Annotated in this window: 22 protein-coding genes and 1 pseudogene; 10 read left to right on the forward strand and 13 right to left on the reverse strand. The window is 66.1% G+C overall.

What is annotated here, in order from left to right:
- The 9 genes and pseudogenes from AC07Y4_RS09300 to AC07Y4_RS09340 form a co-directional block, all read right to left on the reverse strand.
- A pseudogene (locus AC07Y4_RS09300) lies at window positions 1-243 on the reverse strand (hypothetical protein); the annotation flags it as partial.
- Window positions 244-388: 145 nt separating this feature from the next.
- Entirely contained in the window at window positions 389-676 is a 288-nt protein-coding gene (locus AC07Y4_RS09305) for a hypothetical protein (RefSeq protein ID WP_487847581.1), read from the reverse strand.
- A 92-nt stretch (window positions 677-768) separates the two neighbouring features.
- A complete protein-coding gene (locus tag AC07Y4_RS09310) occupies window positions 769-2,880 on the reverse strand; it encodes a T6SS phospholipase effector Tle1-like catalytic domain-containing protein (RefSeq protein WP_487847580.1) in 2,112 nt (703 codons plus the stop codon).
- Window positions 2,881-2,925: 45 nt separating this feature from the next.
- Window positions 2,926-3,411, reverse strand: a complete 486-nt coding sequence (locus AC07Y4_RS09315) for a DUF3304 domain-containing protein (protein WP_159279246.1) — start codon at window positions 3,409-3,411, stop codon at window positions 2,926-2,928.
- Between the two features lie 68 nt (window positions 3,412-3,479).
- Complete coding sequence (locus AC07Y4_RS09320; RefSeq protein WP_159279247.1) at window positions 3,480-3,962, reverse strand: DUF3304 domain-containing protein; 483 nt, start codon at window positions 3,960-3,962, stop codon at window positions 3,480-3,482.
- Between the two features lie 44 nt (window positions 3,963-4,006).
- Complete coding sequence (locus tag AC07Y4_RS09325; protein ID WP_159279248.1) at window positions 4,007-4,480, reverse strand: DUF3304 domain-containing protein; 474 nt, start codon at window positions 4,478-4,480, stop codon at window positions 4,007-4,009.
- Window positions 4,477-5,394 (reverse strand): DUF4123 domain-containing protein, encoded by a 918-nt coding sequence (locus AC07Y4_RS09330; RefSeq protein WP_487847579.1) that lies wholly within the window; start codon window positions 5,392-5,394, stop codon window positions 4,477-4,479. Before AC07Y4_RS09330 ends, AC07Y4_RS09325 begins: the two co-directional genes overlap by 4 nt.
- Before the next feature lie 8 nt (window positions 5,395-5,402).
- Window positions 5,403-8,417 carry a type VI secretion system Vgr family protein gene (locus tag AC07Y4_RS09335; protein WP_487847578.1) on the reverse strand — a complete coding sequence of 1,005 codons (3,015 nt, stop codon included), beginning with the start codon at window positions 8,415-8,417 and terminating at the stop codon, window positions 5,403-5,405.
- 25 nt (window positions 8,418-8,442) lie between these two features.
- On the reverse strand, window positions 8,443-9,273 hold the full coding sequence (locus AC07Y4_RS09340) for an NADH-quinone oxidoreductase subunit E (protein ID WP_487847577.1): 831 nt from the start codon (window positions 9,271-9,273) through the stop codon (window positions 8,443-8,445).
- A 160-nt stretch (window positions 9,274-9,433) separates the two neighbouring features.
- On the opposite strand from AC07Y4_RS09340, the gene AC07Y4_RS09345 reads away from it, so the two are divergent.
- The 6 genes from AC07Y4_RS09345 (at window position 9,434) to AC07Y4_RS09370 (ending at window position 17,929) form a co-directional block, all read left to right on the forward strand.
- Window positions 9,434-10,276: a M15 family metallopeptidase gene (locus tag AC07Y4_RS09345; RefSeq protein ID WP_487847576.1), complete on the forward strand. Its 843-nt coding sequence runs from the start codon at window positions 9,434-9,436 to the stop codon at window positions 10,274-10,276.
- 60 nt (window positions 10,277-10,336) lie between these two features.
- Window positions 10,337-10,630, forward strand: coding sequence for a PAAR domain-containing protein (locus AC07Y4_RS09350; protein WP_062481115.1), 294 nt, complete (start codon window positions 10,337-10,339; stop codon window positions 10,628-10,630).
- 102 nt (window positions 10,631-10,732) lie between these two features.
- Window positions 10,733-12,205 (forward strand): hypothetical protein, encoded by a 1,473-nt coding sequence (locus tag AC07Y4_RS09355; protein ID WP_487847575.1) that lies wholly within the window; start codon window positions 10,733-10,735, stop codon window positions 12,203-12,205.
- 24 nt (window positions 12,206-12,229) lie between these two features.
- Window positions 12,230-16,096, forward strand: coding sequence for a type VI secretion system membrane subunit TssM (gene tssM, locus AC07Y4_RS09360; protein WP_487847574.1), 3,867 nt, complete (start codon window positions 12,230-12,232; stop codon window positions 16,094-16,096).
- Window positions 16,093-17,076, forward strand: a complete 984-nt coding sequence (gene tagF / locus AC07Y4_RS09365; RefSeq protein WP_487847573.1) for a type VI secretion system-associated protein TagF — start codon at window positions 16,093-16,095, stop codon at window positions 17,074-17,076. The genes tssM and tagF overlap by 4 nt, the downstream gene beginning before the upstream one ends.
- Before the next feature lie 7 nt (window positions 17,077-17,083).
- Window positions 17,084-17,929: an OmpA family protein gene (locus tag AC07Y4_RS09370; protein WP_487847572.1), complete on the forward strand. Its 846-nt coding sequence runs from the start codon at window positions 17,084-17,086 to the stop codon at window positions 17,927-17,929.
- Between the two features lie 43 nt (window positions 17,930-17,972).
- Here AC07Y4_RS09370 and tssA read toward each other — a convergent pair whose 3' ends face one another.
- The 4 genes from tssA to tssJ form a co-directional block, all read right to left on the reverse strand.
- Window positions 17,973-19,133, reverse strand: a complete 1,161-nt coding sequence (gene tssA, locus AC07Y4_RS09375) for a type VI secretion system protein TssA (protein ID WP_487847571.1) — start codon at window positions 19,131-19,133, stop codon at window positions 17,973-17,975.
- Window positions 19,130-19,927 (reverse strand): type IVB secretion system protein IcmH/DotU, encoded by a 798-nt coding sequence (gene icmH / locus AC07Y4_RS09380; protein ID WP_062481127.1) that lies wholly within the window; start codon window positions 19,925-19,927, stop codon window positions 19,130-19,132. The genes tssA and icmH overlap by 4 nt, the downstream gene beginning before the upstream one ends.
- A gap of 16 nt (window positions 19,928-19,943) precedes the next feature.
- Window positions 19,944-21,290 (reverse strand): type VI secretion system baseplate subunit TssK, encoded by a 1,347-nt coding sequence (gene tssK, locus AC07Y4_RS09385; protein WP_062481129.1) that lies wholly within the window; start codon window positions 21,288-21,290, stop codon window positions 19,944-19,946.
- A 79-nt stretch (window positions 21,291-21,369) separates the two neighbouring features.
- On the reverse strand, window positions 21,370-21,990 hold the full coding sequence (tssJ, locus tag AC07Y4_RS09390) for a type VI secretion system lipoprotein TssJ (RefSeq protein ID WP_487847570.1): 621 nt from the start codon (window positions 21,988-21,990) through the stop codon (window positions 21,370-21,372).
- 217 nt (window positions 21,991-22,207) lie between these two features.
- Here tssJ and AC07Y4_RS09395 point away from each other — a divergent pair, with 217 nt between their 5' ends.
- The 4 genes from AC07Y4_RS09395 (at window position 22,208) to AC07Y4_RS09410 (ending at window position 25,614) form a co-directional block, all read left to right on the forward strand.
- Window positions 22,208-22,876 carry a tetratricopeptide repeat protein gene (locus tag AC07Y4_RS09395; RefSeq protein WP_307695158.1) on the forward strand — a complete coding sequence of 223 codons (669 nt, stop codon included), beginning with the start codon at window positions 22,208-22,210 and terminating at the stop codon, window positions 22,874-22,876.
- A 120-nt stretch (window positions 22,877-22,996) separates the two neighbouring features.
- Window positions 22,997-23,512 carry a type VI secretion system contractile sheath small subunit gene (gene tssB / locus AC07Y4_RS09400; RefSeq protein WP_070062960.1) on the forward strand — a complete coding sequence of 172 codons (516 nt, stop codon included), beginning with the start codon at window positions 22,997-22,999 and terminating at the stop codon, window positions 23,510-23,512.
- A gap of 2 nt (window positions 23,513-23,514) precedes the next feature.
- A complete protein-coding gene (gene tssC / locus AC07Y4_RS09405; protein ID WP_369630576.1) occupies window positions 23,515-25,017 on the forward strand; it encodes a type VI secretion system contractile sheath large subunit in 1,503 nt (500 codons plus the stop codon).
- Between the two features lie 84 nt (window positions 25,018-25,101).
- Entirely contained in the window at window positions 25,102-25,614 is a 513-nt protein-coding gene (locus AC07Y4_RS09410; RefSeq protein ID WP_062474768.1) for an Hcp family type VI secretion system effector, read from the forward strand.
- The last annotated feature ends 98 nt before the right edge of the window (window positions 25,615-25,712 follow it).

Raw genomic sequence — 25,712 nt, forward strand, 5'->3', positions numbered from 1 at the left:
GATGGCGAGCGTTTCGCCATCCGCGCCCCGCAGCACCAGCCCGGACCCCAGGAGTCCGCGGACCGTGCCGCCGATGCGGTGGGTGGGGACGATCGGTGTGACCGGTTCGGCGGCCGGTGGCAACGGCATGAAAGCGGGGCTGCCTGCGCCGCTGCCTCCACCACCGCCACAGGCCGCAAGGAAGGCGAGCAGCAGGGCGGCGGCTGCATGACGGGCGATCGTTGACGCAGAGGCTATCGGCATGGAAGGGCGGCTTTCGTGTCGTGTGACGGGAAGGACCGCGCAATCCTAGGAAAGGCGCTTCGCGCCGGCATTGGACCAAAGTCCTATGTGCCTCAAAAAAACAGGCCTGCAGCCGCCAGTGCGGCGGGCTTGTGCGCAAGCTGCATCAAGGCTTGAGCAGCAAGGCGACCAATCCCGGAAGAATGCAGGGCGCTAGCGTCACGGCTGCCATGCAGGTTTCGAGACGCGCCGCGGTGTCCTTCGCGTCGATGAGCAGATGGCGCGCACCGAGGTAGAGCAACGCCGTGCCAGCCAGTACGAGCACGAACAGCCAGGCCTTCTTCAAGCGAGGTGCCCACGACGGACGGGGGCGTGCGCGATGGCCGATCAGGAAGAGCGTGCACACCACCGATGACAGGGTGCCGAGGATTAGGATGAGCGCGATCGGATTCATCTGGATCCGGCGTTACCGGGCGGCGATGGACACGCAGTTGGCTGTTGCAGGTTCTGCGAGGTGATGAGGGAACCTGCAGCCAGCCGGCTTCTTCAACTCTTGTCGAACACGCGCCGGTAACGCCCGTGGCCGCGGGGTTCGCGGCGGCTGGCGGTGCCCAGGAGCTTCAATGCGAGCGTCGCCATCGTGCCTGCGTTGTCTCGCAGATCTTCCGCATCTGCATCCGTCATCAGAGGCAGTGTTCCCGGTTCTTTTGCATCCTGTGCGATCACGCGGCGTTCGAAGTTGTTGAGTTCATAGCCGCGGGCATAGTTGCGCAGGTTCGTCGCCCGAGAGGGGAGGGTCTCCTCTTCTGCCGCCTTCAGCAACCGGTCGTGCGTGGCTTTTTTCTGCTTGATGGCGGCCACGAAGTCCTCGCGGTTCTCCTTCGTGATGGGGCCGAGCATCCAGAACCCACCGTGCGAGTCGTGGACATACTTGTCGAAGAAGTCGTTGGCGGTTTGCGGAACATCCTTGGCAGCGGCCACGGCGCGCAGCAGGCGCTTTTCCACCTCGTTGGCGCGGGGCGGCTGGTCAACGTAGACGCCCGCTCTGGGAACGAACACCCGTCGGGGCTGGTTGGCCGCCTGGGCGGCCTTGATGTCTTCACGCCAGTCGAGTTCCGATTCCCAGAGATCTTGCTGGTCTTGCTCTTTGGATGCCTTGTAGCTCGCCATGGCCTTGAAGGTGGCATCGTCGCTCTTGGACGCACGCCAGCGCCAATACAGTTCCATGTGATAACGCATGCGGTTTTGCACGGGCTCGCCCCCGTTGGCGACGTTCTGCTTTTCCTCCGTCGTGGTCCAGGCTGCGTAGTCGCTGAAGGCTTTATCGAGCCCAGGGTCGACCTTGAAGTCTCGCTCGATCACCGCGTCCATTTCGTTCAATGGGCGGACTCGTACGCCTGCCGAAACTGCCTCGAAATACATGTCCATCAAGGGAATCTGCGAGAGCAATGAGGTACGTCCGCCTACGCCTTTTCCCTGGGACTTCGACGGGTAGCCTCCGCCCAGGTCAGAGTGGGCCCCCGGATAGACGAACTCCTTGGTGTTCGGCGGGTAGCTCGTGGCCCTGATGCGCGCCGTAGACAGCGGAAACGACTGGCGTATTTCATGCGCCGCCACATAGTGGACGGTCTGGTTGACACCGTGGATGTCCATGGTGCCGTCAGCCCAGTCCTGAAAGCCTTCGCCAACGGGCGACGAATCGGCCAGCCCGACAGACGCCACGGTGTCGAAGATGCCCAGGAAGTGAAGTTCCAGCGCCGCTTCGCCGATCGTCATGTTCTCGGCGACCAGCTGGATCCACTGGCAAAAGGCGCGCGCTTCGGCTGCACCACGCGAAAAGCCGAAGACCGACAGATGCATCTTGGTCACCCGCGGCCGCTGGTCCTTGATGGCTTTCAGCAGGCGCTCTTGAATGCCCCTGAAGATGCTGATCATCTTGTTGTCGCTCAAGCGCCACCAGGTCTTCAGCCGGTCGGTGCAGAGCTCCTTCATCTCGTCCGGCTGGATGAGGTCGGACGTGTGATACGCCCGATGCAATGCGTTGTAGACCTGAATCAAGGCCCAATGGATGCGTGCCTCACCACCGGTGCCGAAACGCTTGCCGTTGTCCAGTTCCTTGTCCTCGCCGATCTCGGGGAAGTGCGTGCCGACGCCGGGTATGTAGTAGCGAAAATTCTCGACCTTGTCGTCCTTGTGCGCGTTGAAGAGACTGACCACGTTCGTGTGGCTTTGGTCGCGTGTGTCGCGAATCAGGTTGTTGTTGGTGCCGTCGAAGAACAGGCCCACATGGATCTCTTTGGCGCAACTCAGGGCATCGGCCTTGCTCGGGTCGGCGCTGGCGGCGCGTTGGCACAGTTCGCGTGCGGTCAGTGTCCGGTCGGCGCGCGAGTGGTCGCCAGGCAGTGCGGGCTGGTAGTTCGCGCCGCCCGGGTCGTTGTCCCACCAGTCGCCTGTGGGCGCTGTGGGTAGCGGTCGATAGGTCGAGGACCATGTTTCGGCCCTGCCTGCCCCGTCCGACCACACCAGTATCTGCAGCCCTGTTTCCTTGAGGATGCACTCGGCTGTACAGAGTTCGATGGTCTTGAAGTAGAAGCAGCGCTTGTCGTAGGTGTTGGCGTCAAAGCTGACCTCGTACCAGCCTTCGCGAAATTCGTCCATGTGTCGCTCCCCGGGTTCTTTGGGATGTTTCTTGGCTGACCTGGCTCACCATTTCCAATTGGGTGGTTTCACGGGGTACGCAGGGCCGGGGTAGTCCTTGGCCCCTGCCCCCTTGCTGGAAATGATCAGCCGAACTTCACCTCCGGAAAGGAAGTGGATGTTGAGCGTGCTGCCCGGGACGTCATATTTTTCGATCGGGACGACTTTCTCGTGCCACTGCTGGACATACGCCTCCGGCCGCCTGTCACCGGGAATCCCGCTGGATGTAGCCCACCTCACTTTCGCGCTGAGGCCCGGACGCCATTTGGCGGGGTAGGAGATGCAGCAGACGAAGCTTCCGCCGCCACCGTAGGCGCTTGAGTGCCCGGCGAAGATGCCATCGACGTACGGTTCGATGTGGTCGCCCGTGTGGTTGTACGGGCTGAGGTTGGCGCTGTAGCTTTCTGACGTGCGCTCCTTGCTGCTGCAAGCAGCCAGCGGGAGCACCAGCAGTGCCAATGCGCAAAGTGTCAGGGTGGTCGTGCGTTTCATGACGTGTGGCCTTTCAATGCGTTCACGTGTTGTGTCTCGGGTTTCCGAAAATTCTTGCTCGCCTTGAGTCACCACTTCCAGCTCGGCGGCTTCACCGGGTAGTCGGGGCCGGGGTAGCCTTTCGCGCCGGAGCCTTTGCTGGAGATGACCAATCGAACATCGCCTTCAGCCAGGAAGTGCACGTTGAGCGTGCTGCCTGGGATGTCGTATTTGTCGATCGGGACGATCTTCTTGTGCCAGTGCGGCTTGATTGCGTCGGGACGCGTATCGCCTGGAATCCCGCTCGAGGTTGTCCACTCCACCGTTGCGCTGAGTCCGGGACGCCATTGAGCCGGATAGGAGATGCAGCATACAAAGCTGCCGCCACCGCCGTAGGGGCGCGAATTGCCGCCACCTGCCCCATCCACATAGAACTCGTGGATGTAGTCCTCTGTGTGGTTATAGGCACTGAGGTTGGCGCTGTAGCTTTCAGCTGCCGGCTTCTTGCTGCTGCAAGCTGCCAGCGGCAGTACTGCCAGTGCGCAAAGCGTCAGGAGCGCGGTACGTTTCATGGCGTGTGGCCTTTCAATGCGCGCATGGATTGTTTGCCTCATGCTCACCATTTCCAATCCGGCGGTTTCACCGGAGAGGCGGGGCCAGGGTAGTCCTTGGCGCCGGCCCTCATGTTGGAGAGGACCAGCCGCACTTCGTTGTTCGGCAAGAAGTGCACGTTCATCAGACCACCCGGCACGTCGTATCGATCGATCGGAACGACCCTCTCGTGCCAGCGGGGCGTGATGGCTTCGGGGCGCTTGTCGCCAGGAATTCCGCTCGATGTCGTCCATTTCACCGTCGCGCTGAGCCCGGGACGCCATTGAGCTGGAGCAGAGATGCAGCACACGAAACTGCCGCCGCCTCCGTACGGACTCGAGTTGCCGCCACCCGCTCCGTCCACATAGAACTGATGGATGTAGTCCTCTGTGTGGTTGTAGGCGCTGAGACTGGCGCTGTAGCTTTCAGCCGCCGGCTTCTTGCTGCTGCAAGCTACCAGCACCAGCACGCAAAGAACCAGGAGAGCAAAACGCTTCATGAAGCCTTGCCCTCCAACGCCTTCCACAGCGCGTCGCTCCAGCCCTTCATCAGGCCCGACAGGCTGGTCCCTTGTGCGACGGCCTTCCATGTGTCCGACAGATCGGGATGCTGATAAAAGTCATCGCCGCAGGTCAGCGAGAGCACCACGAACTGCAGCCGGTCGGGGTTGCCTGCCACGTGCAGGCGCGTGGCAACCGCGAGGGCGCGCTGGAGCCGCTGATGAAACGCCGCCCGGCCGGTCTGCGGCACCAGCTGCGACACCGTCTCGAGCAACTGCGCAAAGATGCCGTCGGCTTCCGAGGCATCCAGCAGCGTTGCGAATTGCGATGCATCGAGTTCGAGATGGTCGCGGGCATCGGCCACATCGTCCTTCCCATCAGCAGCAAGCCAGTTGTCGACCACGGCACCACTGCGATCGAACCATTGCCATTGCGAGATGGCTTGCGCCACGCGCCGTGCCTGTGGCTCGGCCAGCGTGGAAAGCAGCGTCGGAAGCACGCGCACATCGCCCATGCGGCAATGCAGCTTCAGGCCGTCGTGCCGCGCCTGGGCCAGGTAGCCGAAGCAGGCCTGCAAATCCGCAGCGGCGTGGCTGGATGCGATCCAGCTGAATGCGGGTGCTGCCGGGTCGATCGTGGCGAGGCGCCGCAAGCCCTCGGCGCGCACCTCGTCGTCCAGTGGCAGTTCCAGCAGCTGCGGTCCCCTTGCGCCATAGGCCTCCAACGGTGTGTTGGCCAGCGCATTGACGTGCGACCACCCGTTGCGGCGCAGCACCGATGCGAGGCGCGCCGGGTCGAGCAAGGCTGCATCGACCAGCAACCAGAGGCCGGCGGATGACGGTTGGGCGTCGGCCATCGCTTGCACGGCTTGGGCAAGGTGGAGGGGGTCGATCGGATCGGTCGCGAATTCCAACGCCACGCTCACTGCAAGGCGGAGAAGGGGGCTCCGCTTTGTGCCGCCTTCAGCATGCACTCGATGCAGATGCTCTGCGGGAACAGCGGCAGCCCATACGGCGAGCTTGTCGGCCCGGCCAACTTCCGCTGCACCGAGTGATAAGTGATCTTCCCCGGGCACTCGAAGGTGATATCCCCATCCTGCAGCGTGATCGACGCGCCCTGCGCGGTCGCGATGCGGATCTTCTTCTTGGCCGCGAACTCCACCGTCTGGTCGGTGCTGGCGATCTTCAGGGCCTCCTTGGCCTGCACGCGCAACTCGTCGTGCTGCGCCTGGAAGTCCAGGTCGTCGTTGCCCGCGATGATCGACAGGCCTGTGTCTGCATCGGCCTTCTGCGCCCCGGCCAGCACCCCGATGGCCTGGCCGCTGTGCACGCGCAGCACGTCGGCCAGCGCCAGGTTGATGTCGCCGCCGCTGGCCAGCGTGGCGGTCTCGCCGCTGACGACCTGCAGCTGCTGACCCGCCACCATCGCCAGGCCGCCGCGTGCGGCCAGCGCGATCACGGCATCGCTGGTGTGCGGCACCTTGCCTTCGCCGGTGGCGATGGCCTTGTCTGCTGCATCGGCGTAGGCAGTGTCGAGCGCATCGGCCGTCACCATGCCGCTGGCGGTGCGCTCCATCGCGGCGTACGGGGCGCGTTCCTTGTCGAGCTGCGATGCGTTGGCCTTGCCGGCCCCGATGTGCCCTGCCATCTGCACGGTCTCGTGGGTCTTGGCCGCATCGCTCAGCGCCTGGCCCAGTTGCTGCACCTGCTTGAGCAGCGCCATGCCGGCGGCGAAGTCGCCCACAGGTTCGAGCTTCTGGCCGCCTGCGCCGTGGTAGGTGCTCAGCAGCACACCCTTGCCGCCGCGCAGGGCGGCATAGCCGTCGGTGCGCAGCTCCAGGCCCTGGCCTCGGAAGCTGCCTCGGAAGTTGTCGGCCTGGTGGATCAGGTGGCCCAGGTTCAACTGGCTGTGGGCGGTGCTTGCGTGCAGCTGCACGCGCAGCTGCTGGTTCGAATCGTCGAACACCAGCTGGCTGAAGCCCTCGCCGCCGAACTCCTTGGTCTTGAAGCCGCTCAGGGCGGCCGCGTTGCGGTGGCCCTTGTCGTCGGCGCTGGCGCCGTGCCAGGGCGGGGCATGGCCGGCCGCCAGATTGGCCTGGGCGCTGGGCGAGGCGTTGCCGGCTTGGGCGAAGACGTCGTTGCTGTCGTTGTTGTCCTGTTCGCTGTTCTCACCGGCACGCGATGCACCGCCGGGTGTGGGGGCGATGCCGCCGTCGCCGCGGCCGTTGTACAGCGCACCGACGATGACGGGTTGGTCCACATCGAGGTCGACGAACTTGACCAGCACTTCCTGCCCGATGCGCGGCAGCCACTGCCAGCCCATGCCGGGGCCGGCCTGGCGCTGGGCCACGCGGATCCAGCGGGTGCTGCGGTTGTCCTGGGCGCTGTCGCCATTGCTGCTGCTGTTGCCGTTGTCGCTCGATCCGTTCTGCCAGTGGAAGCGCACGCGCACGTCGCCTCGGTCGTTGCAGTACAGCTCATCGGCGCCGTTGGGCGTGGTCTCGCCCGAAGGGCCGACCACGATGGCGCTGTGCACGCCGCTGGCCGTGGGCCTGGCGTGCAGGCGGGCACCGTCGGCCGCGGCCAGTGCCGGGCGCCAGGGGCGTGGGGCGTGCACGCCGGAGAAGCTGTTGGCGTAGCCCTGGGCTTGCGCGGTGACCAGGCTCTGGGGCTGCGGGTAGATGGTGTTGTCGTTGTTCGTGCCCGTTGCTGCAGACACCAGCCCGAACACGTCGGCTTCGGCCGTCACGGGGGCGCAGGGCTGGTCGAACACGAGGTGCTCCGTCAGCGCGCCCAGCTGCGCCGCAATCGACGCGGCCGTGTCCTTGGGCAGGTTGTTGATGCCCACGTGTTCGACGGTGTCCAGCAGCAGTGCGGGCCTGGCCTGCAAACCCAATGCAGGCGCGTCGTCGATCTCGAGGCGCGTGCCCGCGCGCAAGGTGCGCACGGTGCTGTGGCCCAGCATCAGGTCGGCGCGGCATTCGGCCGCTTCCATCATCAATGCGGCGTAGCGCTCGACGGTGCGGTTGGTGTCCCAGCCGCGGCTGCGGTCGTTCAGGCCGAGCACGTCGTCGTACTCCAGGCGCGGCGCGTTCTTGCCGCCGACCGGAAAGCGCGCCGGGGCGCTGCCTGTGAGCTGGCGCTTGCCGTCGACGTTCCAGGCGCTCAGGTGCACCTGGGCCACCGACTGGCGCATGCGGCGCACCAGCGCTTGCACGGCGTCGCTGAGCTCCTGGGAGCTCTTGCGGTGAAAGCGAACGGGCGAGCCTGCATCGGCGGGCTGGGTGTCGTTCGACGAGAAGATGATGAGCTTGTGGCCCGTCGGGGCCTGGGCGTCTTCCTCGATGCGCCAGGCCAGGCCTTCTTCGGCCAGCAGGCGCGAGAAGAAGTCGTAGTCGCTCTCTCGGTACTGGGTGCAGTAGGTGCGAACGGGAGCGTCGGCCAGGAAGCTGTTCACTTCGGAGGAGAAGGCCCAGCTACCGGCGTCGGCGTACGGGGCCAGCACGCGTTCGATGATGTCTGCCACGCTGCGCTGCTGGAAGACTTGGCTGCGCCCTTGCTGGGTGGCCAGCCAGAGCCAGGGCACGAGCGTGAGGCGGTAGCGCGCCAGGCCGCCGTCGGCGCCCAGCGATTCGACGGCGCGGATCAGGCCGGTGCGTCGGCCTACGGAGCTGTCGGCCAGCACGGTGACCAACGTCAGGGGCTGGTCGATCAGCGATGACAGCGCCAGGTCCGCACGCAGGCTCAGGCACACGATGCGCAGCTCGAACAGCTGCGACACCGCCTCGCGCTGCACCCAGCCTTCCACGCGCAAGGCATCGATGCTCTCGCGCGCGGCGCTGTTGGAGGACGACGAAGCACTCGGCGCTTCGAGGCGGTACAGCCGCGCCGTCTGGCTCAGCTCGGCCCACAGGGCGCTGCGGTCAGCGGAAGGCATCGGGAATTCGCTCAGGTTCGGATGCTCAAGGCTTGCAAGGTGCGCCCGGCTTGCAGTCTGCCGTCGCGGCAGTGGCCTGCGCTGACGGTGCGGGGTCGGAGGTCTTGCTGCGCTTGAGCAGCGCGGTCAGCAGGTCGGTGTCAGGATCGGGCCCCTTCGGCCGTGCCGCCGTCTGCGCGAGGTCGGTGCGCGCGGCGGGCTTTGCTGCCTTGCTGGTGTTGGCAGCGGTCTTGACCGGCTTGCCGTTCGCGGCCGTGCGCACGGGCTTCTTCGAGCCCGACGCGATGCGCTCCGGTTTCTTTGCAGCAACGGCGCTGGCCTTGCTGTCGGCGCCTGCCTTCTTCGCAGGGGATGTTGCCGCCGAAACGCGCGCAGGCTTCGCGGCCGGCGGCACGGCCATGGGCTGCGCACCGATGGCTGCGAACGGCGTGGAGGCCTGTGGTTGTTGCTGTTGCTGCTGTGGTGTCGGCGGCGGCGTGCTGTCGCCTTCGATGATGCGCGCGGGCGTGGGCTCCGGTGCCGCGGCTGCAACGGGCGCGTCGGGCTTCGGTGGTTCCTTGGCGACAGGCGCTGCAACCGGCGCAGGCGCTATTGCCGCCACGGTCGTCGCTGCCGCATCCGCGCGCTTCGATTGCAGGTGGTAGGTCGTGGCGCCCCCCACACCGATCAGCACCGCGAGCGAAGCCCACACGCTGGGCCGTGCGAAGAAGGAGCGCGCGCCGCTCTCGCGGCCACCGAACTGTGCGAGCACCCGCGTGGATTCGCCTCCGGGTGCGGCGGTCGACGTGGCCGCGGTGGGTGCGCTCGAACCGAGCAGGCTCGGGCGGTCCTTGTGGGCGTCTGACGCGCCCATCATGGATGGGTGGTCCGGCTGGCTGCGGGCATGTGATTTCTCCCCTCGGCTTTATGTGGCGTGATCAACGCGATATCGCAATTGGGATGCAACAAGGTGCTGCGTGCGATGGGTTCAAATTTTTAAGCGACTCATACAATTGAGTGGCTCTCATTGAACACCGTTGATCTTCTTCACTCTCTTTTGTTATTTTGCCTTGATGGTGGCAGCACTTGCCATCTTCTTGTTCCCTTCTTTTCGTGACCGTGTGTTGCGAGCGACGGTCTCCATTTCTACTGCTATTGCATTCTTTTTTATTGGAATAGGACGCCGTCTTGGTTTTGTGTCCGAAGCAAGTTTTCAGTTGATGCGTGACAGCGGCTCGGGAGTGCGTACTTTTGCCGTAAGGCATCGCTACTTGTTGCTGTCGGGCATGGGGCTGCTTATCGTGCCGGTGTTGTTAAGTGTGACTTTCGGAAGTGGCCGGGTTCTGTTCTTCGATGACTGGACCGCCACAAGCGACCCGAAGATCGAGGCCTTGCTCAAGGGCGAGCAGCTGGTGCCGCCGCAGCCGTTGCCGCCCGAGGTGTTTGCGACGGCAGAGGTCGAGCAGATTCGTCCGCTCACGAAAGAAGGCAGTCGGGACTGGGCTGTTCTCGATGTGGACTTTCGTAATCGTTTGCTGCTCGTCTACAAGATCATGAAAGAAAAGCACGGCTACGACCTCGCATTGCTCGAGGGTTATCGCAGCCCCGAACGACAAGCCAAACTCGCTGCATTGGGCAATACAGTGACCATGGCGAAGGCCAATCAAAGCTATCATCAGTATGGACTTGCGGCAGACAACGCGTTCTATCGCAATGGCAAGCTGGTGATCTCTGAAAAAGATCCATGGGCCATGGAAGGCTATCGCCTCTATGGTGAAGCGGCCGAGTCCGTGGGCTTGGTGTGGGGTGGTCGATGGTCCTTCAGGGATTACGGTCACGTGGAGTACCGCAAGCCGGGATTTAAATTGTCACGCAACTGAATGCCGAGACGACATCTGTCGCACCGGCACACCACGAGGCAATCAAGGGGGAGAGTTCAAATGGGTGAGGATCAACCCGAGGCGGACAACGACCGCCCGTGGATCGTTCTGCATGACAAGACCGACCACGGTGGCTTCGTGATCACCGCATCCGAAAACACGCACATCGACGAACGGCGCGTGGCGCGCATCGGCGACATGGTGTCGTGCCCGCGGCCCGGCCATGGCATCAACCCCATCGTGACGGGCAGCGACTGCGTGTCGATCGATGGCCGCCGCGTGGCGCGCCACGGCGACCGGGCGGCCTGCGGTTGCCGGCTGCTGTCCAGCCAGATCGCTTCCGCGTCCGAATGACGGCGGTGTCTCCTTCTTCGGCTGCAGGCATGGCATGCGGTCACGCGACCGCGTGGGCCGCTGCCATCGCCATCGCGTGACCCAGGCGTTCGAAAACTCCGGATGCTGTCGCGACTGATCAAGCCCGTTCTTTTGGCCTGCGCCGTGTTCATCACGGTGTGGGTGCTCGTGATCGTCTACTGGCAGTACACGGCGCGCATGCCGAGCACGAGCGACATCGCGCTCTACCTCGTGGTGCTGCCGCTGGCATTGATGCTCTTCTATGTGGTGCTGCGCCGCATCTTCACAGCCGCCCCCGCTGCTGCGTTGCCCGCAGCTGGGGCGACAGTGGCCGCAGGCGCCGCGGCCTCATCGAACGCCGTAGCAACCGAGGCTTCGCAGGAGCGCCTGCAGATGGCCGTGCTGGCCTTCGCCCTTCGCACGCCGCGCGGCAGCGATGCCGACACGGTGGCCACCGCGATCGGCCAGGCGCAGACGCCCGAGCTGGTCCCGGAGCTGCGTGACGGCGAAGGCTTCCCCGTCATCGCGGGCCGCGTCGATGGCATCGACGAGAACGAGTTGCGCGAGCACCTGCGCGAAAGCCTGCAACCGGCCGGCGAAGCTTTCGATATCGATGCGCTGCCCGACGACCGGCTGCGTGCCATCCACCTCATGTCCGACGTGCTGCAGGAGCTGCTGGCGTCCGCGGCCGAAGCCATCGCCAACGCGGGCGATGCGCTCGCGGTGCGCGCGCCCGGGCGCTTCGTGTCCAGCGGCGGCGTCATCCCGGGGCCGGCGGCGGCGCCGCAGCTGAACCTCTCGCTGCTGTTGCCGGGTGCATGGAGCGAGAGCGAACGCGCGATCGCCACGCAGTGGGTGCAGCAGCGCGTGCGCGAGGGCGATGCGTCGCAGCGCTGGCTCGTCGACTGCTTCAAGAGCGAAGACGGCGTGTCGGCCATGGCGCTGCTCGACCGCATCAGCCTGTCGCTGCATCGCGAGCAGCGGCCTGCGCTGTGGATCGCGCTGGCGGCCGACTCCTCGGTGTCCGAAGCCAGCATCGCGCGCTGGGAGGCCGACGGCCTGCTGTACACCACCACGCGCCGCAAGGGCCGCGTGCCCGGCGAAGCCGCCGCGGGCCTGCTGCTCGTGCGTGCCGGCGATGCGCTGCTGGCGCCGCCCGACGCCGTGCGCCTGTCGCGCAGCGCAAGCGGCCAGCGCGAGGCCTCGGCCGACACCGCGCGCACGCCCGATGCGAGCTTGCTCGATCGCTTTGCCCAACATCTGATGGCTACGTCGGCTCTCGAGACCGCCCAGGTCGACTGGGTCGTGAGCGACGCCGACCACCGCACCAGCCGCGTCACCGAAGTGGCCAAGCTCGTGCAGGAGCGGCTGCCGCACGTGCCCTTCGAAAACAACCTTTCTGTCTGCGCCACCCTGGGTCACCTCGGGGCCGCGGCCGACATGAGCGCCGTCGTGCTCGCGTGCCATCTGGCCGCGCGCGAGGTACGGCATGTGCTCGCGATTTCCGTGCAGGACGCGCACGCCCGAACGGCCCTCCTGGCCGGCCCGGCGAGCCCCGCGTCATCCGCTACTTAAACAGGACCGATTCCAGAAACTTCTATGCGGCGATTCTTCAGTTTCCTGGCCGATCCGCGCACCTTGTCGGTGATCGGCGCCATCGCGCTCGGCGCGTTCCTGCTGCTCGGGGCGCAGACGCTCGAAGTCGGCGCGATCTGGGCCGTCGGCATCTTCGTGGTGCTGCTGCTGTTGTGGCTGCTGGTGTGGTTCGTGCGGCGCATGCGCACGCGCGCGGCCAACCGCAAGCTCGGCGACATGCTCGAGGACCAGGCCGACGCGGCCGTGCGCGACAGCGACCCCGAGCGCAAGGCCGAGATCGACGAGCTGCGCGGGCGCATGGTCGAGGCGGTCAAGACCATCAAGACCTCGAAGATCGGCCAGATGTCGGGCAGCGAGGCACTGTACGAGCTGCCCTGGTACATGGTCATCGGCAACCCGGCGGCGGGCAAGAGCAGCGCCATCCTGAACTCGGGCCTGCAGTTCCCGTTCGCCGACAAGGGCAACGCGGTGATCCAGGGCATCGGCGGCACGCGCAACTGCGACTGGTTCTTCACCACCGAAGGCATCGTGCTCGACACGGCGGGGCGCTATTCCATCCACCAGGAAGACCGCAAGGAGTGGTTCGGCTTCCTCGACCTGCTCAAGAAGTACCGGCCGAAGGCGCCCATCAACGGGATCATCATCACGGCCAGCATTCCCGAGCTGATCGGCAGCCGGCCCGACTTCGCCATTCAACTCGCGAAGAACCTGCGCCAGCGCATGCAGGAACTCACCGAGCGACTCGAGGTGTTCGCGCCGGTCTACGTGATGTTCACCAAGGCCGACCTGATCACCGGCTTTGCAGAATTCTTCGGCGACAGCGACAAGATGGAGCGCGACCGTGTGTGGGGCGCCTCGCTGCCCTACGACGGCGACGAGAAGCAGGACGCCGTGGCGCTGTTCGACAAGCGCTTCGACGAGCTCTACATGGGCCTGAAGGAAATCAGCGTCTCGCACTTCGCGAACCACCGCAGCAGCGACCCGTCGCCCGAGCTGTTGATCTTCCCGCTCGAGTTCGCGGCCATCAAGCCCGCGCTGCGCGCCTTCCTGGCCACGCTGTTCGAGAGCAACCCGTTCCAGCACAAGCCGGTGTTCCGCGGCTTCTACTTCACCAGCGCCTTGCAAGAGGGCACGATGCGCAGCCTGTCGACCGAGCGCATCGCCAAGCGCTTCGGGCTCACGCTGAGCAACGCGGCCACCAAGTCGAAGGAAATCTATTCGCAGAACGGGTTCTTCCTGCGCGACCTGTTCTCCAAGGTGATCTTTGCCGACAAGAAGACGGTGCGGCAGTTCTCCAGTCCCGTGAAGGCGCGCGTGCGCTACGTGAGCTTCTTCGCCTTCGTCGCCGTGCTGGGCCTGCTGCTGGGCGGCTGGACCTGGTCGTACCTCGGCAACCGCCAGCTGGTGGAGAACGTGCAGGCCGACCTCGACAAGGTGGTCAAGCTGCAGGCCAGCGACAACGGCCTGCGCACGCGCTTCGAGGCGCTGGGCATCCTGCAGGACCGCATCGAGCAGCTCGAGAAATTCCGCAACGACCGGCCGCTGTCGCTGTCGCTGGGCCTGTACCAGGGCAACCAGCTCGAAGACAAGCTGGTGGCCGAGTACTACGGCGGCGTGAAGCAGCTGATGCTCGCGCCGGTGTCCGACAACCTGCAGGCCTTCCTGCGCGAGGTGAACGCGCACCCCGACCGCCTGAAGCGCGCGGACGCCGTGGCCGCACTGACGGGCGGCGCAGCGCCCGCGCCGCTGCCGGTCGCCGGTGCCACGACCACCACGGCACCCGCCGCAGCGCCGGAGGGTGGCGGCCTGTATGCCGGCTCCTCGCCGGCCGACGTGCAGGACGCCTACAACGCGCTCAAGACCTACCTCATGCTGTCCGACAAGCGGCAGGTGGAAACGGCGCACCTCACCGACCAGATCTCGCGCTTCTGGCGCGGCTGGCTCGAGAGCAACCGCGGCGACATGCCGCGCGCAGCGGTCATCCGCGATGCCGAGCGCATGATCACCTTCTACCTGCGCCGCGTGGGCGACGACAACTGGCCCGCGCTGGCCGACACCAACCTGGCGCTGGTCGAGCAGACGCGCGACAACCTGCGCCGCGTGGTGCGCGGCATGCCGGCGCGCGAACGTGTGTACGCCGAGATCAAGGCGCGCGCCTCCACGCGCTTCGCGCCGATGACCGTGGCGCGCATCCTCGGGGCCACGGCCAGCAGCGCCGAAGCCGAAGGCACCCTCGCCGGCAGCGTCGCCATCTCGGGCGCGTTCACGCGCGAGGCCTGGCAGCAGTACGTGGACGACGCGATCCGCGACGCCGCGAACAAGGAAACCTCCAGCAAGGACTGGGTGCTCAACGTCGCCGGCAACGACGACCTGACGCTCGAAGGCAGCCCGGAGCAGATCCGCAAGACGCTGGCCACCATGTACAAGCTGGAGTACGCCAAGGAGTGGCAGCGCTTCCTGCAGGGCATCGCGGTGAAGGACATGGGCAGCTTCGAGCAGGCCGTGGTGGCGATGAACCAGCTGGGCGATCCGCAGAACTCGCCGATCCGCAAGGTCTTCGACACGGTGTACGACCAGACCTCGTGGGACAACCCCTCCCTGGTCAACGCCGGCCTGCAGCAGGCGCGCACCGGCGCCTTCAACTGGTTCAAGCGCCTCTTCAGCCGCGCCACGCCGTCGCAGGTGAACGTGAACGTCGACCTCAACGGCGGCGCCACGGAAATCCCGATGGGCCCGATCGGGCGCGAGTTCGCGGGCGTGGCGCGCCTGGTGGTCGAGCGCGACAACACCTCGCTGCTGCGCGGCTACCTGGGCACGCTGTCCAAGCTGCGCGGGCGCTTCAACCAGATCAAGAACCAGGGCGACCCCGGACCGGGCGCGCGCCAGCTCATGCAGCAGACGCTGGAGGGCAACGGCTCCGAGCTGGCCGATGCGCTCAAGTACGTCGACGAGCAGATGCTCACCGGCATGGACGCCGCGCAGCGCCAGGCGCTGCGCCCGCTGCTGGTGCGCCCGCTCCTGCAGGCCTATGCAGTGACGGTGCAGCCGACGGCGGTGGAGGTCAACAAGATCTGGAGCGCGCAGGTGCACCAGCCGTTCCAGCAGTCGCTGGCCACCAAGTACCCGTTCTCGGCGAGCGCGAAGATCGAGGCCTCGCCGGCGGAAATCGCGCAGTTCTTCGGGCCTGAAGGCGCCATCGGCAAGTTCGTGACGACCACGCTGGGCTCGCTGGTGATCCGCCGCGGCGACCTCTTGTCGCCGCGCGCCTGGGGCGACCAGGGCCTCACGCTGAGCCCCGACTTCGTGAACGGTTTTGCGCAGTGGGTGGCGCCGCTGTCGGGCGGTGCCGCGGCCGGTGCCGGCGGCAGCGCGCAGCCGCAGACGCTGTTCCAGATCCTGCCGCAGCCCGTGTCGGGCCTGACGGAATACATGGTCGAGATCGACGGCCAGCAGCTGCGCTACCGCAACACGCCGCCGCAGTGGTCCAACTTCGTCTGGCCCAACGCACAGGGCACGCCGGGCGCGAAGATCACCGCCGTGACCTTCGACGGGCGCACGGTCGAGCTGATCAACGAGCCGGGCAACTTCGGCCTGGAGCGCCTGCTGAGCACGGCGCAGCGCACCAAGTTGCCCGACGGCAGCTTCGAGCTCACATGGGCGCGCGACAACGCGAGCGTGACCGTCAAGCTGCGCGTGATCCAGAACACGCAGTCGGCCGGTTCGGGCGGCGATTCGCCGCAGGGCAAGGGCCTGCGCGGCACGGTGCTGCCGTCGACGGTCGCGGAGATCGGTGTGCCGCGCGCAGCAGCACCCGCAGCGGTTCAGGCACCGGCCCAGGCGCCGGTGCAGGCAGGGGGAGCAGGCAAATGAGCGCGCCACAACAGCTGTGCTACTTCGGCAAGTTGCCCGGACGCGGCGACTTCGTGAAGGGCCTGTACAACCCGCAGCTCATCAAGGTGTTCGACCACTGGCTGTCGCAGACCATGGAGATGCTGTCGGAAGACCCGCGCTGGAAGCTGATCTACGACAACGCCGCGCCGATGCACTTCGTGTGCCTGGGCTCACGCAGCCGCGTCGCCATTGCGGGGCACGTGCGCCCCAGCCGCGACGAGTCGTCGCGCCGCTACCCGTTCCTGGCGGCCACCTCGGTGGACGTGGACGAGGCGCTCGACTTCATGCGCGGCGCGCCGATGCTCATCGGCCCCTACTGGGACCGCATGGCGGTGCAGGTGCAGTCGCTGGCGGCCGGCACCGACCTGGACAACGAACTGAAGAAGTTCGAGGCCATCGACCCGGCCATCGAGACCGGCTTCAAGAAGTCGGCCTCGCGCGCCACCTATGCCGCGTTCACGCGCGACACCAGCCTGCTGCGCATCGAGCAGATGCTCAACTTCGACGGCCACAAGGTGTCGCTGCGCCGCGCCATCCTGGCGCTGGGCCTGCTGCTGCAGCCGGTGATGGCCAGCGCCGTGTCGCACCTCGAAAAGGGGCTCACGCTGCCGCTGCCGCGCGACCCGGTCGACCGCTCGCTGATCGCCACCTTCTGGCTCGAGATGGTGTCGCAGTTCCTGGCCAAGGCCGACTTCGAGCTGGTGCTGCTGGTCACCGAGATCGACGGCCGCTCGCGGCTGGTGGTCGGCTTCAACGGCCTGTCGCCGCGCAGCCTGCAAAGCGTGCTGCATCCGCAGGTCTACACCGAGCACAACATCGACATCGACAACCCGGAGTGGGTCGAGGACACCATCCACAGCAACTACGCGATGTTCAAGCTGGTGAGCTACCTCGACCAGCCGCAGCTGCCGCTGGACATCGTGCTCACCGCCTTTCGCGAAGTCTTCATCGGGGAATGACACGGTCATGAATTGTTCTTTGCGCGTTCTCGTGCTGTCCATGGCCTGCGGGCTCGCGCTCGTGCCGGCCGTGCAGGCCCAGCAACCACAGCAACAACCGCCCGCGGCGGGCGCCACCGCCGCCCGCGTCGAGACCACGCCCGCGGCCGTCGGCAAGGGCGAGCCGGTCGTGGCCGGCGGGCAGGTGCCCGACGAAGCCACGCGCATCGCCGTCATCGAGGCGCTGCGCCGCGTCTACGGCCCCAGCGGCGTGATCGACAAGATCGAGGTGGTGAACACCGTCAGCATGCCGGCCAACTGGAGCGCCAACGTGCAGCGGCTGATCACGCCCTCGCTCAAGGACATCCACCGCGGCCAGCTCCAGATCGAGGGCACGCAGATGGCGCTGAGCGGCGAGGTCGGCAACGAGGCGCTGCGCCAGAAGATCGTGAGCGACATGGCGAATTCGCTCAACCCGACCTACACCATCAAGAACAGCCTGCGCGTGCCCGTGTCGGAGCAGATCGCGGTCGACCAGGTGCTGGGCAACCGCACCATCGAGTTCGAGCTGGGCAGCGCCACGCTCACGGGCAAGGGCCGCGCCATCCTCGACGAGATGGTGCCCATCCTGCAGAAGCTCACGAACAAGTCGGTGGCGGTGGTGGGCCACACCGACAACGCCGGCAACCGCACGTCGAACCTGGCGCTGAGCCAGTCGCGTGCCGAATCGGTCAAGGGCTACCTGGTGGGCAAGGGCATCGACCCGATGACGCTCACGACCTCGGGCGTGGGCCCGGACCAGCCGGTGGCGAGCAACGCGACCGACGAGGGGCGCTCGCGCAACCGGCGCATCGAGTTCCGGGTGGGACGCTAAAGAAAGAGGCCCGCAACGCGGGCCTTTTTCTTTCAGCGCAAAGTCAGCGCGACTCGTCGTCGCCCTTGGGCAGATCGAGCAGGTCCACCAGCTGGGCCAGCTCCTGCTCGTTCTTGATCACGTTGCGCAGCCACGCATGCAGCGGCATGTCGGCCCAGCGCGCGGCCTTGTTCGCCATGTAGGCGGCCGGGCTCGAGGGCTCGGTCTGCTCGAAATACGCCGCCACTTCCTTGAGCTGCGCGATGGCCTGCGCGCGGCTGTGGATGCCGGGCGGCAGCGCGGCGGGCACATGCGCCGCCGCGTGGTAGGTGGGAGATGAATGGGGCATGGCGGCGTCGAAGACGGGTTCGATGCGGGTCGGGGCAGCCGGTGCGCTGGCGGCCGGTGCAGCGGCGGTGGCTTGCGGCGCCGCGCCGTTGTCGATCGGCACGCCGGCCTCGCGCGCAAAGCGCTCGACGGCCTGGCGGATGGCCGCGGCCGCGTCCTTCGCGGCGCGAAAGCTCGGGCCGTTGGAGGCGGTGCGTTCGTCGAACACGGCCTCGAACTCGGCCAGCGCCTGCTCGCAGGCCTGCACGTCGCGGTGCGTCTTCTGCAAGAACTTCGCGGGCGTGGCGCGGCGCAGGCGGTCGAACTGCTCGAGCGTCACCTTGTTGCGCTGCAGCTCGTCGGCCTGCGCCGGCGTGCGGCGGATGGCCTGGTCGAGCGCCAGTGCGGTCTCCCAGACCAGCGCGCTGTGGCCGGTGTGGCCGTCGCTCACGATGGGCGCGCGCTGCAGCAGCTCGACCGAGCGCGAGATCAGCCAGGTGACGGTGCCGATGCGCATCTCGATGTCGCCGCCCTCGGGCTGCGGATGCAGTTCGTCCCAGTACTGGCGGCACAGGCCGCTGAGCAGGCGGTAGCCGTCGGCCAGCCCCTCGAAGCCGCGCTGGCTGGCCAGCGCATCGGTGAGCCACACGCCCAGGCGCAGGTCCTTGGTGGACGCGCGCAGCAGCTTCTCGCACTCGGCAATCACGAAGGGCCAGTTGGCCTCCTTCAGTTCGATGACCCATTCGCCCTGTTCGAGCGAGGGGTCGTCGTGCTTGCGCGCTTCCTGGATGGCGTCGAACTCGCGCGAGAACAGCATGTCCTCGCCGCAGGGCTTGGCCTCCGAGATCGGGGCCAGCAGGGCCGCGAGGTCGAGGCGGTTCGTCGCGGCCGTGGTCATGGCAGCGAGATCGTCAGGTTGGCCTGGCGCGGGCCGAGCTTCACGATGTCCTGGTAGCTCGCGAGCGCGCCCTGCGTGGTGCTGCCCAGGTGCGCCGACAGGCCGATGAAGCCCAGCAGCCCGATGAGCGCGAACAGCGCGGCCACCACCCACTGCGGCGCCTCGCGCTTGAGCGAGTGCGAAATCAGGTCGGGCAGCGGCCAGTGCGGCGCGAAGGGCGTGCGCTTGCCGCGCGCATTGGCGATCTCGTCGCCCACGCGCGCCGTGAGGTAGGCCAGCTTCTCGGTGCCGTCGATGGCGTACTTGCCCTGGAAGCCCAGCAGCAGGCACATGTAGAACACCTCGAGCGTCTGGATGCGCGCGGCGCCGTGCGCTCGCTCGACTTCGAGCATGTTGAAGAAGTTCTCGCCCGCCAGCTGGTCGCCGAACAGCGTGAGCTGCAGCGGCCGGCGCTCCCACTCGGAGCGGATGGCGAACTCGGGCGCCGAGAGCACGAACTCGTCGACCGTGGCGCAGAACGCGTACTTGGCTGCGTGGATTTGCTCGGCCGTGGCGTCGAGCTTGCGCGCGTTGCGCTCGAACTCGCCCAGGTAGTTGCGGATGCCCGTGAGGAACTGCTCGGTGGTGGCCGGCTGCTGCTTCTTCTTCAGAAGGAACAGCATCACGAAGCCGTCGTACAGCAGGTCGAGCAGGCTGGAGTCGGCATCGGGTGCCACGCCGGCCGGCGTGAACGAGGCCGGCGGCGCGTCGGCGCCCAGCAGGGAAGGGGCCTTGTTGAGGGTGGTGGTGTTCATACGATCGGGCGGGTGATCAGCCGGTCACGGCGATCAGTTCGAGTTGCATGTCGGGGATGCCGGCCGGCGCATAGATGGTGACGCTCTGCGCCTGCAGCATGCGGTCGTACAGCTGGCTCTTGCTGTCGATGGAGAAGTAGCAGGCGCCCGCGCGGATCGGAATGGCCGGCGGCACCTGCGGCGCGTAGACGATGCGCACGCCCGGCATGGCCGAGAGCACCAGCTTGTCGACGTCTTCGGGCGCGCCGATCTTGAAACGCTGCGGCACCACCTCGGCCAGCTCGGCGGCCGGCATGCTGGCGGTGACCGACATGTAGAACACGGTCTTCTCGTCGATCTTTCCGGAATCGAGCCGCCCCAGGTAGAAGGCGTTGCGCGTCTCGGTGAGCGCAATGGCGAAGTAGCGCGTGGAGATGACGGTGTCGAGCAGGTCGCGCACGATGCGGTCGAGCTCGGCGAAGGCCGGGCCCGGTTTCTCGTGGTCGTACACCGGCAGGTCGTTCAACGAGTAGGTCTTGGCGAAGGTCATCAGCGCGCCGGCCAGGCTCAGCAGTTCCTGGAACAACCGCTCCGGATGCAGCGACGGGTGATGGAACAGGTGCGAGAGCGAGGCGAACGCCGAGTTGGCCGTGTGCAGCAGCCAGAACGAGGCGATGTCGCCCGAGCGGAACTCGATGATGTTCTTGCTCGGCTCGCGGTGGATGCCGTACAGCGAATTGACCTTGGCCTGCAGCACGTCGAGCAGCCGGCGCAGCTGCTGGAACACGGTGGGCGAGGCGTCGATGCTGGTGCACGGCGGCACGAAGCTGCGGTCGATCTCGAAGCCGCCCGCGGCGGTGCGGCGGATGCGGATCACCGGGATCGACACGAACTGCTCGCGCGGCTCGGTGTCGGCCAGGAGCTTCACGCTCTTGCGCAGGAACACCACCTCGGCGCTCACGGCGTTGGTGTACAGGTCGAGCGACTGCGTCGCGTCGCTGGTGTAGCGCGCGGCAAAGCCTTCTTCGTTGGGGTCGGTGTAGTTCTTGCCGAGCTCCTTCACCGGGTGCAGCACGAGGTAGAAGGTGATCTCGTTCTGGCCCGGGCTCAGCGTGTCCAGCGAGATGGGCGGGGGCAGCGCATCGGCCTGCGGCGCCGCGTAGGGCTCGCCGTCGGGGAACACCAGCGACAGCTGCGAGGCGCGCAGCATGCCGCTGGCCAGCGCATCGAGGTCGAAGCTGATGGAGCGCACGCCCCAGAAGTACGGATGCAGCGTCTGCGCCGTGGCGCGCAGGCGCGCCTCGTGGTACGCGTCTTGGCGCTGGAAATGCTGGGGGCGTAGAAACAAGCCCTCTCCCCAGAGGACCTTGGCTGCATAGCTCACGTCGGATCAACTCCCCACAATTTTTTTTGAATGTATCGCATCGTCGTGTCGACTTGAACGGCCCCGCCGTCGCTGCAGATCAGGCGGGCGAGGGCCGGCAAGTTACCGGCCCCAACAGGTTGAGCGCGCCCGTGGGGGCGGCGCCTTGTGCGTTCTGCTGGCCCACCACCGCGCCTGTCGTGACCGTGAGCGCGCAGGCATGCGCGCCCATCACGATGCCGGTTTTTTCGGCGTCCGCGGCGTTGAAGGCGAAGCGCCAGCGCTGTGCATCGGGCGAGTGGAACAGCACCACCACGGCCACCGCGTTGGCGCTGCGCGGAACCATCTCGGTCCAGGTGTATTGCTGGTCGGGAATGAGCGTGATCTCGCGGCTCTCGACGAGGTCGTCGCCCAGCTGCGTCTTGTCGCGTCCCGGCGTGACGAAGGCGTCGAAGGACGACTGGTAGAAGCCCGTCGTTTCCTTCAGCTTGTAGATGCGCATCACCACGGACAGCGGGCGGTTGCGGCCGTCGGCGTTGAGGTTCTTGCCCGCGGCGATCGACATCGTCACCTTGCGCGGGGGCTTTTGCGACTCGGGCAGCTCGGGCTTCTTCAGTCCGCTCGCCTCGAGCGCGATGTTGGCGATCGTGAGCGCCGGCGAGCTGCACCCGCCGAGCATCAACGCGACCAGCAGCGCGCCAGATGTAATTAATATTTTCATTAAAAGCGAGTCGTAACAATATTTCGATGGACCAAATAGGATTAACCGATTTCGAAAATGACTTTCGATTAGGAAATTAGCATTAATCCGCCCCCGTCATTTGCCATCCACGCGGCTGTAGTATCGTGTATTGTTATTGTCAACGGTCGCAATTTAATGAATGATTGCGGCCTGCTAAAAAGTCAGATCAGGGGGGAATGTGTCGATTCGAAAAATCATGTCGCGCACGATGATTGCCGGTGCCATTGCGAGCACCGTCTTTTTGTCGGCCTGTACCACCACGCCGGACGCGGCCGTTGCCCAGGCCACCGCGGCCTACAACAAGAGCCTGGCCGAGGTCGATGCCGCCGCGGCAGCCGCCACCGGCGACAAGGCGCCCGTCATCCGCCAGTACCAGCAACTCGCCACCGACAACCCGACCCGCGGTGAGCCGTGGTCGCGCATCGCGCAGATCTACTTCAACGAAGGCCGCTACAGCCTGGCCATCTCGGCCGCCGAGGAGTCGCTGCGCCGCGACCCCTCCAGCCGGCAGGCCAAGAGCATCACCGCCGTAGGCGGTCTGCGCCTGGCGGCCCGCTCCATCGAGGACCTGGGCAAGGACAGCAGCCTGAGCGGCGACGCCAACGCCGACGCCTACCGCCTGGCCGCCCTGCTGCGCGAAACCCTGGGCCTGTCGGTCCTTGTGCCCGCCGGCCCCGAAGCCAGGCCGGCACCCACGCGCCGCGCCGCGGCCCCCAGCCCGGCACCCGCGCCCTCGTCGTCATCGGCTGCCGCGCCGACCCCGGTCGCCGCCGCACGGCCCGCCCCGGTCGCCGCGCCGCGCCCGGCACCTGCCGCGCCCGCCCCGCGCGCGGGTGGCGGCAATCCATTTGATGCGCTCAAGTAATTGTCCGGTTTTTGAATTGGTTTTTAAACCAATGTATTAACGAATGAGCGTGCGATCCGGAAATGGGTCGTACAACTTTTTAATTCGTTTCTCAGTCCTATTGCGAAGGTATTGAAGCTTATGGCGACCAAAAGACAGAGCGTGCAGAAGCGTCTCCAAAAAGTGCGCCCGCCGCGCGTGCAACTCACGTACGACGTGGAACTCGGTGACGCCATCGAGAAAAAGGAATTGCCTTTCGTCGTCGGCGTGATCGCCGACCTGGCGGGCCAGTCCGAGGTCGAGCAGCCCAAGCTCAAGGACCGCAAGTTCGTCAACATCGACCGCGACAACATGGACGACGTCATGAAGGGCGTGGCCCCGCGTGCCGCCTTCCAGGTGCCGAACAAGCTGGACGGGCGCGGTGGCAGCTTCGGTGTCGACCTCACCTTCAACTCGATGGATGCCTTCTCGCCCGAAGCCGTCGTCGAGCAGATCGAGCCGCTCAAGCGCCTGCTCGACGCGCGCACCAAGCTGGCCGACCTGCGCAACAAGATGGCCGGCAACAGCAAGCTCGAAGACCTGCTGGCCGACGTGCTGAACAACACCGAGCAACTCCAGCGCCTGGGACAGAGCGCCGGCAAGAAGGACGAAAGCTGAACATGACCGCGCAAGCACTTTCGGCATCGGGCGGTGCCTCCTCGTCCCAGGTTTCGTCTGAAGCCTCCGTCGACCTGCTCGACCAGATCGTCGAGAAGAGCAAGGTCGCCAAGTCCGACGTGGAACACACGCGCACCAAGGACCTCATCGGCGAACTCGTCAGCCAGGTCCTCGAAGGCTCGGTGATCGTCTCCGACAACGTGTCGGCCATGATCGATGCGCGCGTGGCCGACCTGGACGCGCTCATCTCCGCCCAGCTCAGCGCCGTGATGCACGCGCCCGAGTTCCAGAAGCTGGAGAGCACCTGGCGCGGCCTGGAGTACCTGGTCAAGGAAACGCCGACCGGCACCATGCTCAAGATCAAGGTCATCAACGCCACCAAGCGCGACCTGATCCGCGACTTCAAGGCCGCCGTCGAGTTCGACCAGAGCGCGATGTTCAAGAAGGTCTACGAAGAAGAGTTCGGCACCTTCGGCGGTGCGCCGTTCGGCGCGCTGGTGGGCGACTTCGACGTCACGCGCCAGCCCGAAGACATGTACTTCCTGGACCAGATGGCGCACGTGGCGGCCGCCGCCCACGCGCCCTTCATCGGCGCGGCCTCGCCCGAGCTGCTGGGCCTGGAAAGCTTTGCCGACCTGGGCAAGCCGCGCGACATGGCCAAGGTGTTCGACACCGTCGAGTACGCCAAGTGGAAGTCGTTCCGCGATTCGGAAGACTCGCGCTACGTGGGCCTCACGCTGCCGCGCTTCCTCGGGCGCCTGCCCTACCACCCGCGCGAGGGCACGGTGGTCGACAGCTTCAACTTCGTCGAAGACGTCGACGGCACCGACCACGCCAAGTACCTCTGGTGCAACGCCGCCTGGGCCTTCGCCACGCGCCTGACGGCCGCGTTCGACGACTTCGGCTGGTGCGCGGCCATCCGCGGTGTCGAAGGCGGTGGCCTGGTCGAAGACCTGCCCACGCACACCTTCAAGACCGACGAAGGCGAGATCGCCCTGAAGTGCCCGACCGAGATCGCCATCACCGACCGGCGCGAAAAAGAGCTCAGCGACCTGGGCTTCATTCCGCTCGTGCACTGCAAGAACTCCGACTACGCGGCGTTCTTCGGCGCGCAGTCGCTGCAGAAGGCCAAGAAGTACAACACCGACAGCGCCAACGCCAACGCGGTGCTCTCGGCGCAGCTGCAGTACATCTTCTCGGTGTCGCGCATCGCGCACTACCTCAAGGCCATGATGCGCGACAAGATCGGCAGCTTTGCCTCGGCGCACAACGTGGAACAGTTCCTGAACCGCTGGATCGCGCAGTACGTGCTGCTCGACGACAACGCGACGCAGGAACAGAAGGCCCAGTTCCCGCTGCGCGAAGCCGCCATCCAGGTCGGCGAAGTGCCCGGCCGGCCCGGCGTGTACCGCGCGGTCGCGTTCCTGCGCCCGCACTTCCAGCTGGATGAACTGTCTATTTCACTGCGCTTGGTCGCCGATCTGCCGAAGTCAGTGAATAAGTAAGGAGGCAGATCGGGTGCGCGGCCGAGGGGCCGTGCTGCAACACGTTAACTGTCAGTAATCAATCAATCAAGAAGGGGAAGAAACATGAAAGATATCTACGTCAAGTTCGGCAGCCCGGCCATCAACGGCGAGTCGCAGGACAAGGACCACAAGGACTGGATCGAAGTCAGCTCGTGGCAGCACAGCATCGTGCAACCGCGCTCGGCCACCGCGTCGACCGCCGGCGGCCACACCGCCGAGCGCTGCGAGCACGGCGAGATGATCTTCACGAAGGACATGGACGTCGTCAGCCCGCTGCTGTACCAGCACGCGTCGGGCGGCACCACCTTCGACGAAGTCACGGTGCAGTTCTACCGTGCCGACGGCGAAGGCAAGCGCGTGCAGTACATGGAGATCAAGCTCAAGTACGTGCTGATCGCCAGCGTGAACCCGAAGGTCGTGAGCACCGACGTGGCCAGCGTGCCGAGCGAGACCTTCTCGCTGAAGTACGCCGCCGTGCAGTGGAAGTACACGCAGCAGAAGATCGGCGGCAACCAGGGCGGCAACTCGCAAGGCGCCTGGAGCCTCACGAAGAACGACAAGACCTACTCGGTCTGACGCCAGTCGGGCAATGACGACCGCGGCGCAGGCCGCGGTTTCTTTTTGGCGCCGCGCCCCTCGCGCGGCGCCGTGCCCGTTGTCCGACGCGAGAGACA

The organism is Variovorax sp. GW460-12-1-14-LB1 (genome assembly GCF_059423605.1).

Coding starts and splice junctions, on each gene's coding strand:
- tssJ (WP_487847570.1), bottom strand. CDS start 21,990: ATGAAAATATTAATTACATCTGGCGCGCTGCTGGTCGCGTTGATGCTC.
- AC07Y4_RS09395 (WP_307695158.1), top strand. CDS start 22,208: ATGTCGCGCACGATGATTGCCGGTGCCATTGCGAGCACCGTCTTTTTG.
- AC07Y4_RS09355 (WP_487847575.1), top strand. CDS start 10,733: ATGCTGTCGCGACTGATCAAGCCCGTTCTTTTGGCCTGCGCCGTGTTC.
- AC07Y4_RS09315 (WP_159279246.1), bottom strand. CDS start 3,411: ATGAAACGCACGACCACCCTGACACTTTGCGCATTGGCACTGCTGGTG.
- AC07Y4_RS09370 (WP_487847572.1), top strand. CDS start 17,084: ATGAATTGTTCTTTGCGCGTTCTCGTGCTGTCCATGGCCTGCGGGCTC.
- AC07Y4_RS09340 (WP_487847577.1), bottom strand. CDS start 9,273: ATGATGGGCGCGTCAGACGCCCACAAGGACCGCCCGAGCCTGCTCGGT.
- AC07Y4_RS09410 (WP_062474768.1), top strand. CDS start 25,102: ATGAAAGATATCTACGTCAAGTTCGGCAGCCCGGCCATCAACGGCGAG.
- AC07Y4_RS09325 (WP_159279248.1), bottom strand. CDS start 4,480: ATGAAGCGTTTTGCTCTCCTGGTTCTTTGCGTGCTGGTGCTGGTAGCT.
- AC07Y4_RS09310 (WP_487847580.1), bottom strand. CDS start 2,880: ATGGACGAATTTCGCGAAGGCTGGTACGAGGTCAGCTTTGACGCCAAC.
- tssB (WP_070062960.1), top strand. CDS start 22,997: ATGGCGACCAAAAGACAGAGCGTGCAGAAGCGTCTCCAAAAAGTGCGC.
- tssA (WP_487847571.1), bottom strand. CDS start 19,133: ATGACCACGGCCGCGACGAACCGCCTCGACCTCGCGGCCCTGCTGGCC.
- AC07Y4_RS09320 (WP_159279247.1), bottom strand. CDS start 3,962: ATGAAACGTACCGCGCTCCTGACGCTTTGCGCACTGGCAGTACTGCCG.
- tagF (WP_487847573.1), top strand. CDS start 16,093: ATGAGCGCGCCACAACAGCTGTGCTACTTCGGCAAGTTGCCCGGACGC.
- tssM (WP_487847574.1), top strand. CDS start 12,230: ATGCGGCGATTCTTCAGTTTCCTGGCCGATCCGCGCACCTTGTCGGTG.
- AC07Y4_RS09335 (WP_487847578.1), bottom strand. CDS start 8,417: ATGCCTTCCGCTGACCGCAGCGCCCTGTGGGCCGAGCTGAGCCAGACG.
- tssC (WP_369630576.1), top strand. CDS start 23,515: ATGACCGCGCAAGCACTTTCGGCATCGGGCGGTGCCTCCTCGTCCCAG.
- AC07Y4_RS09305 (WP_487847581.1), bottom strand. CDS start 676: ATGAATCCGATCGCGCTCATCCTAATCCTCGGCACCCTGTCATCGGTG.
- AC07Y4_RS09350 (WP_062481115.1), top strand. CDS start 10,337: ATGGGTGAGGATCAACCCGAGGCGGACAACGACCGCCCGTGGATCGTT.
- icmH (WP_062481127.1), bottom strand. CDS start 19,927: ATGAACACCACCACCCTCAACAAGGCCCCTTCCCTGCTGGGCGCCGAC.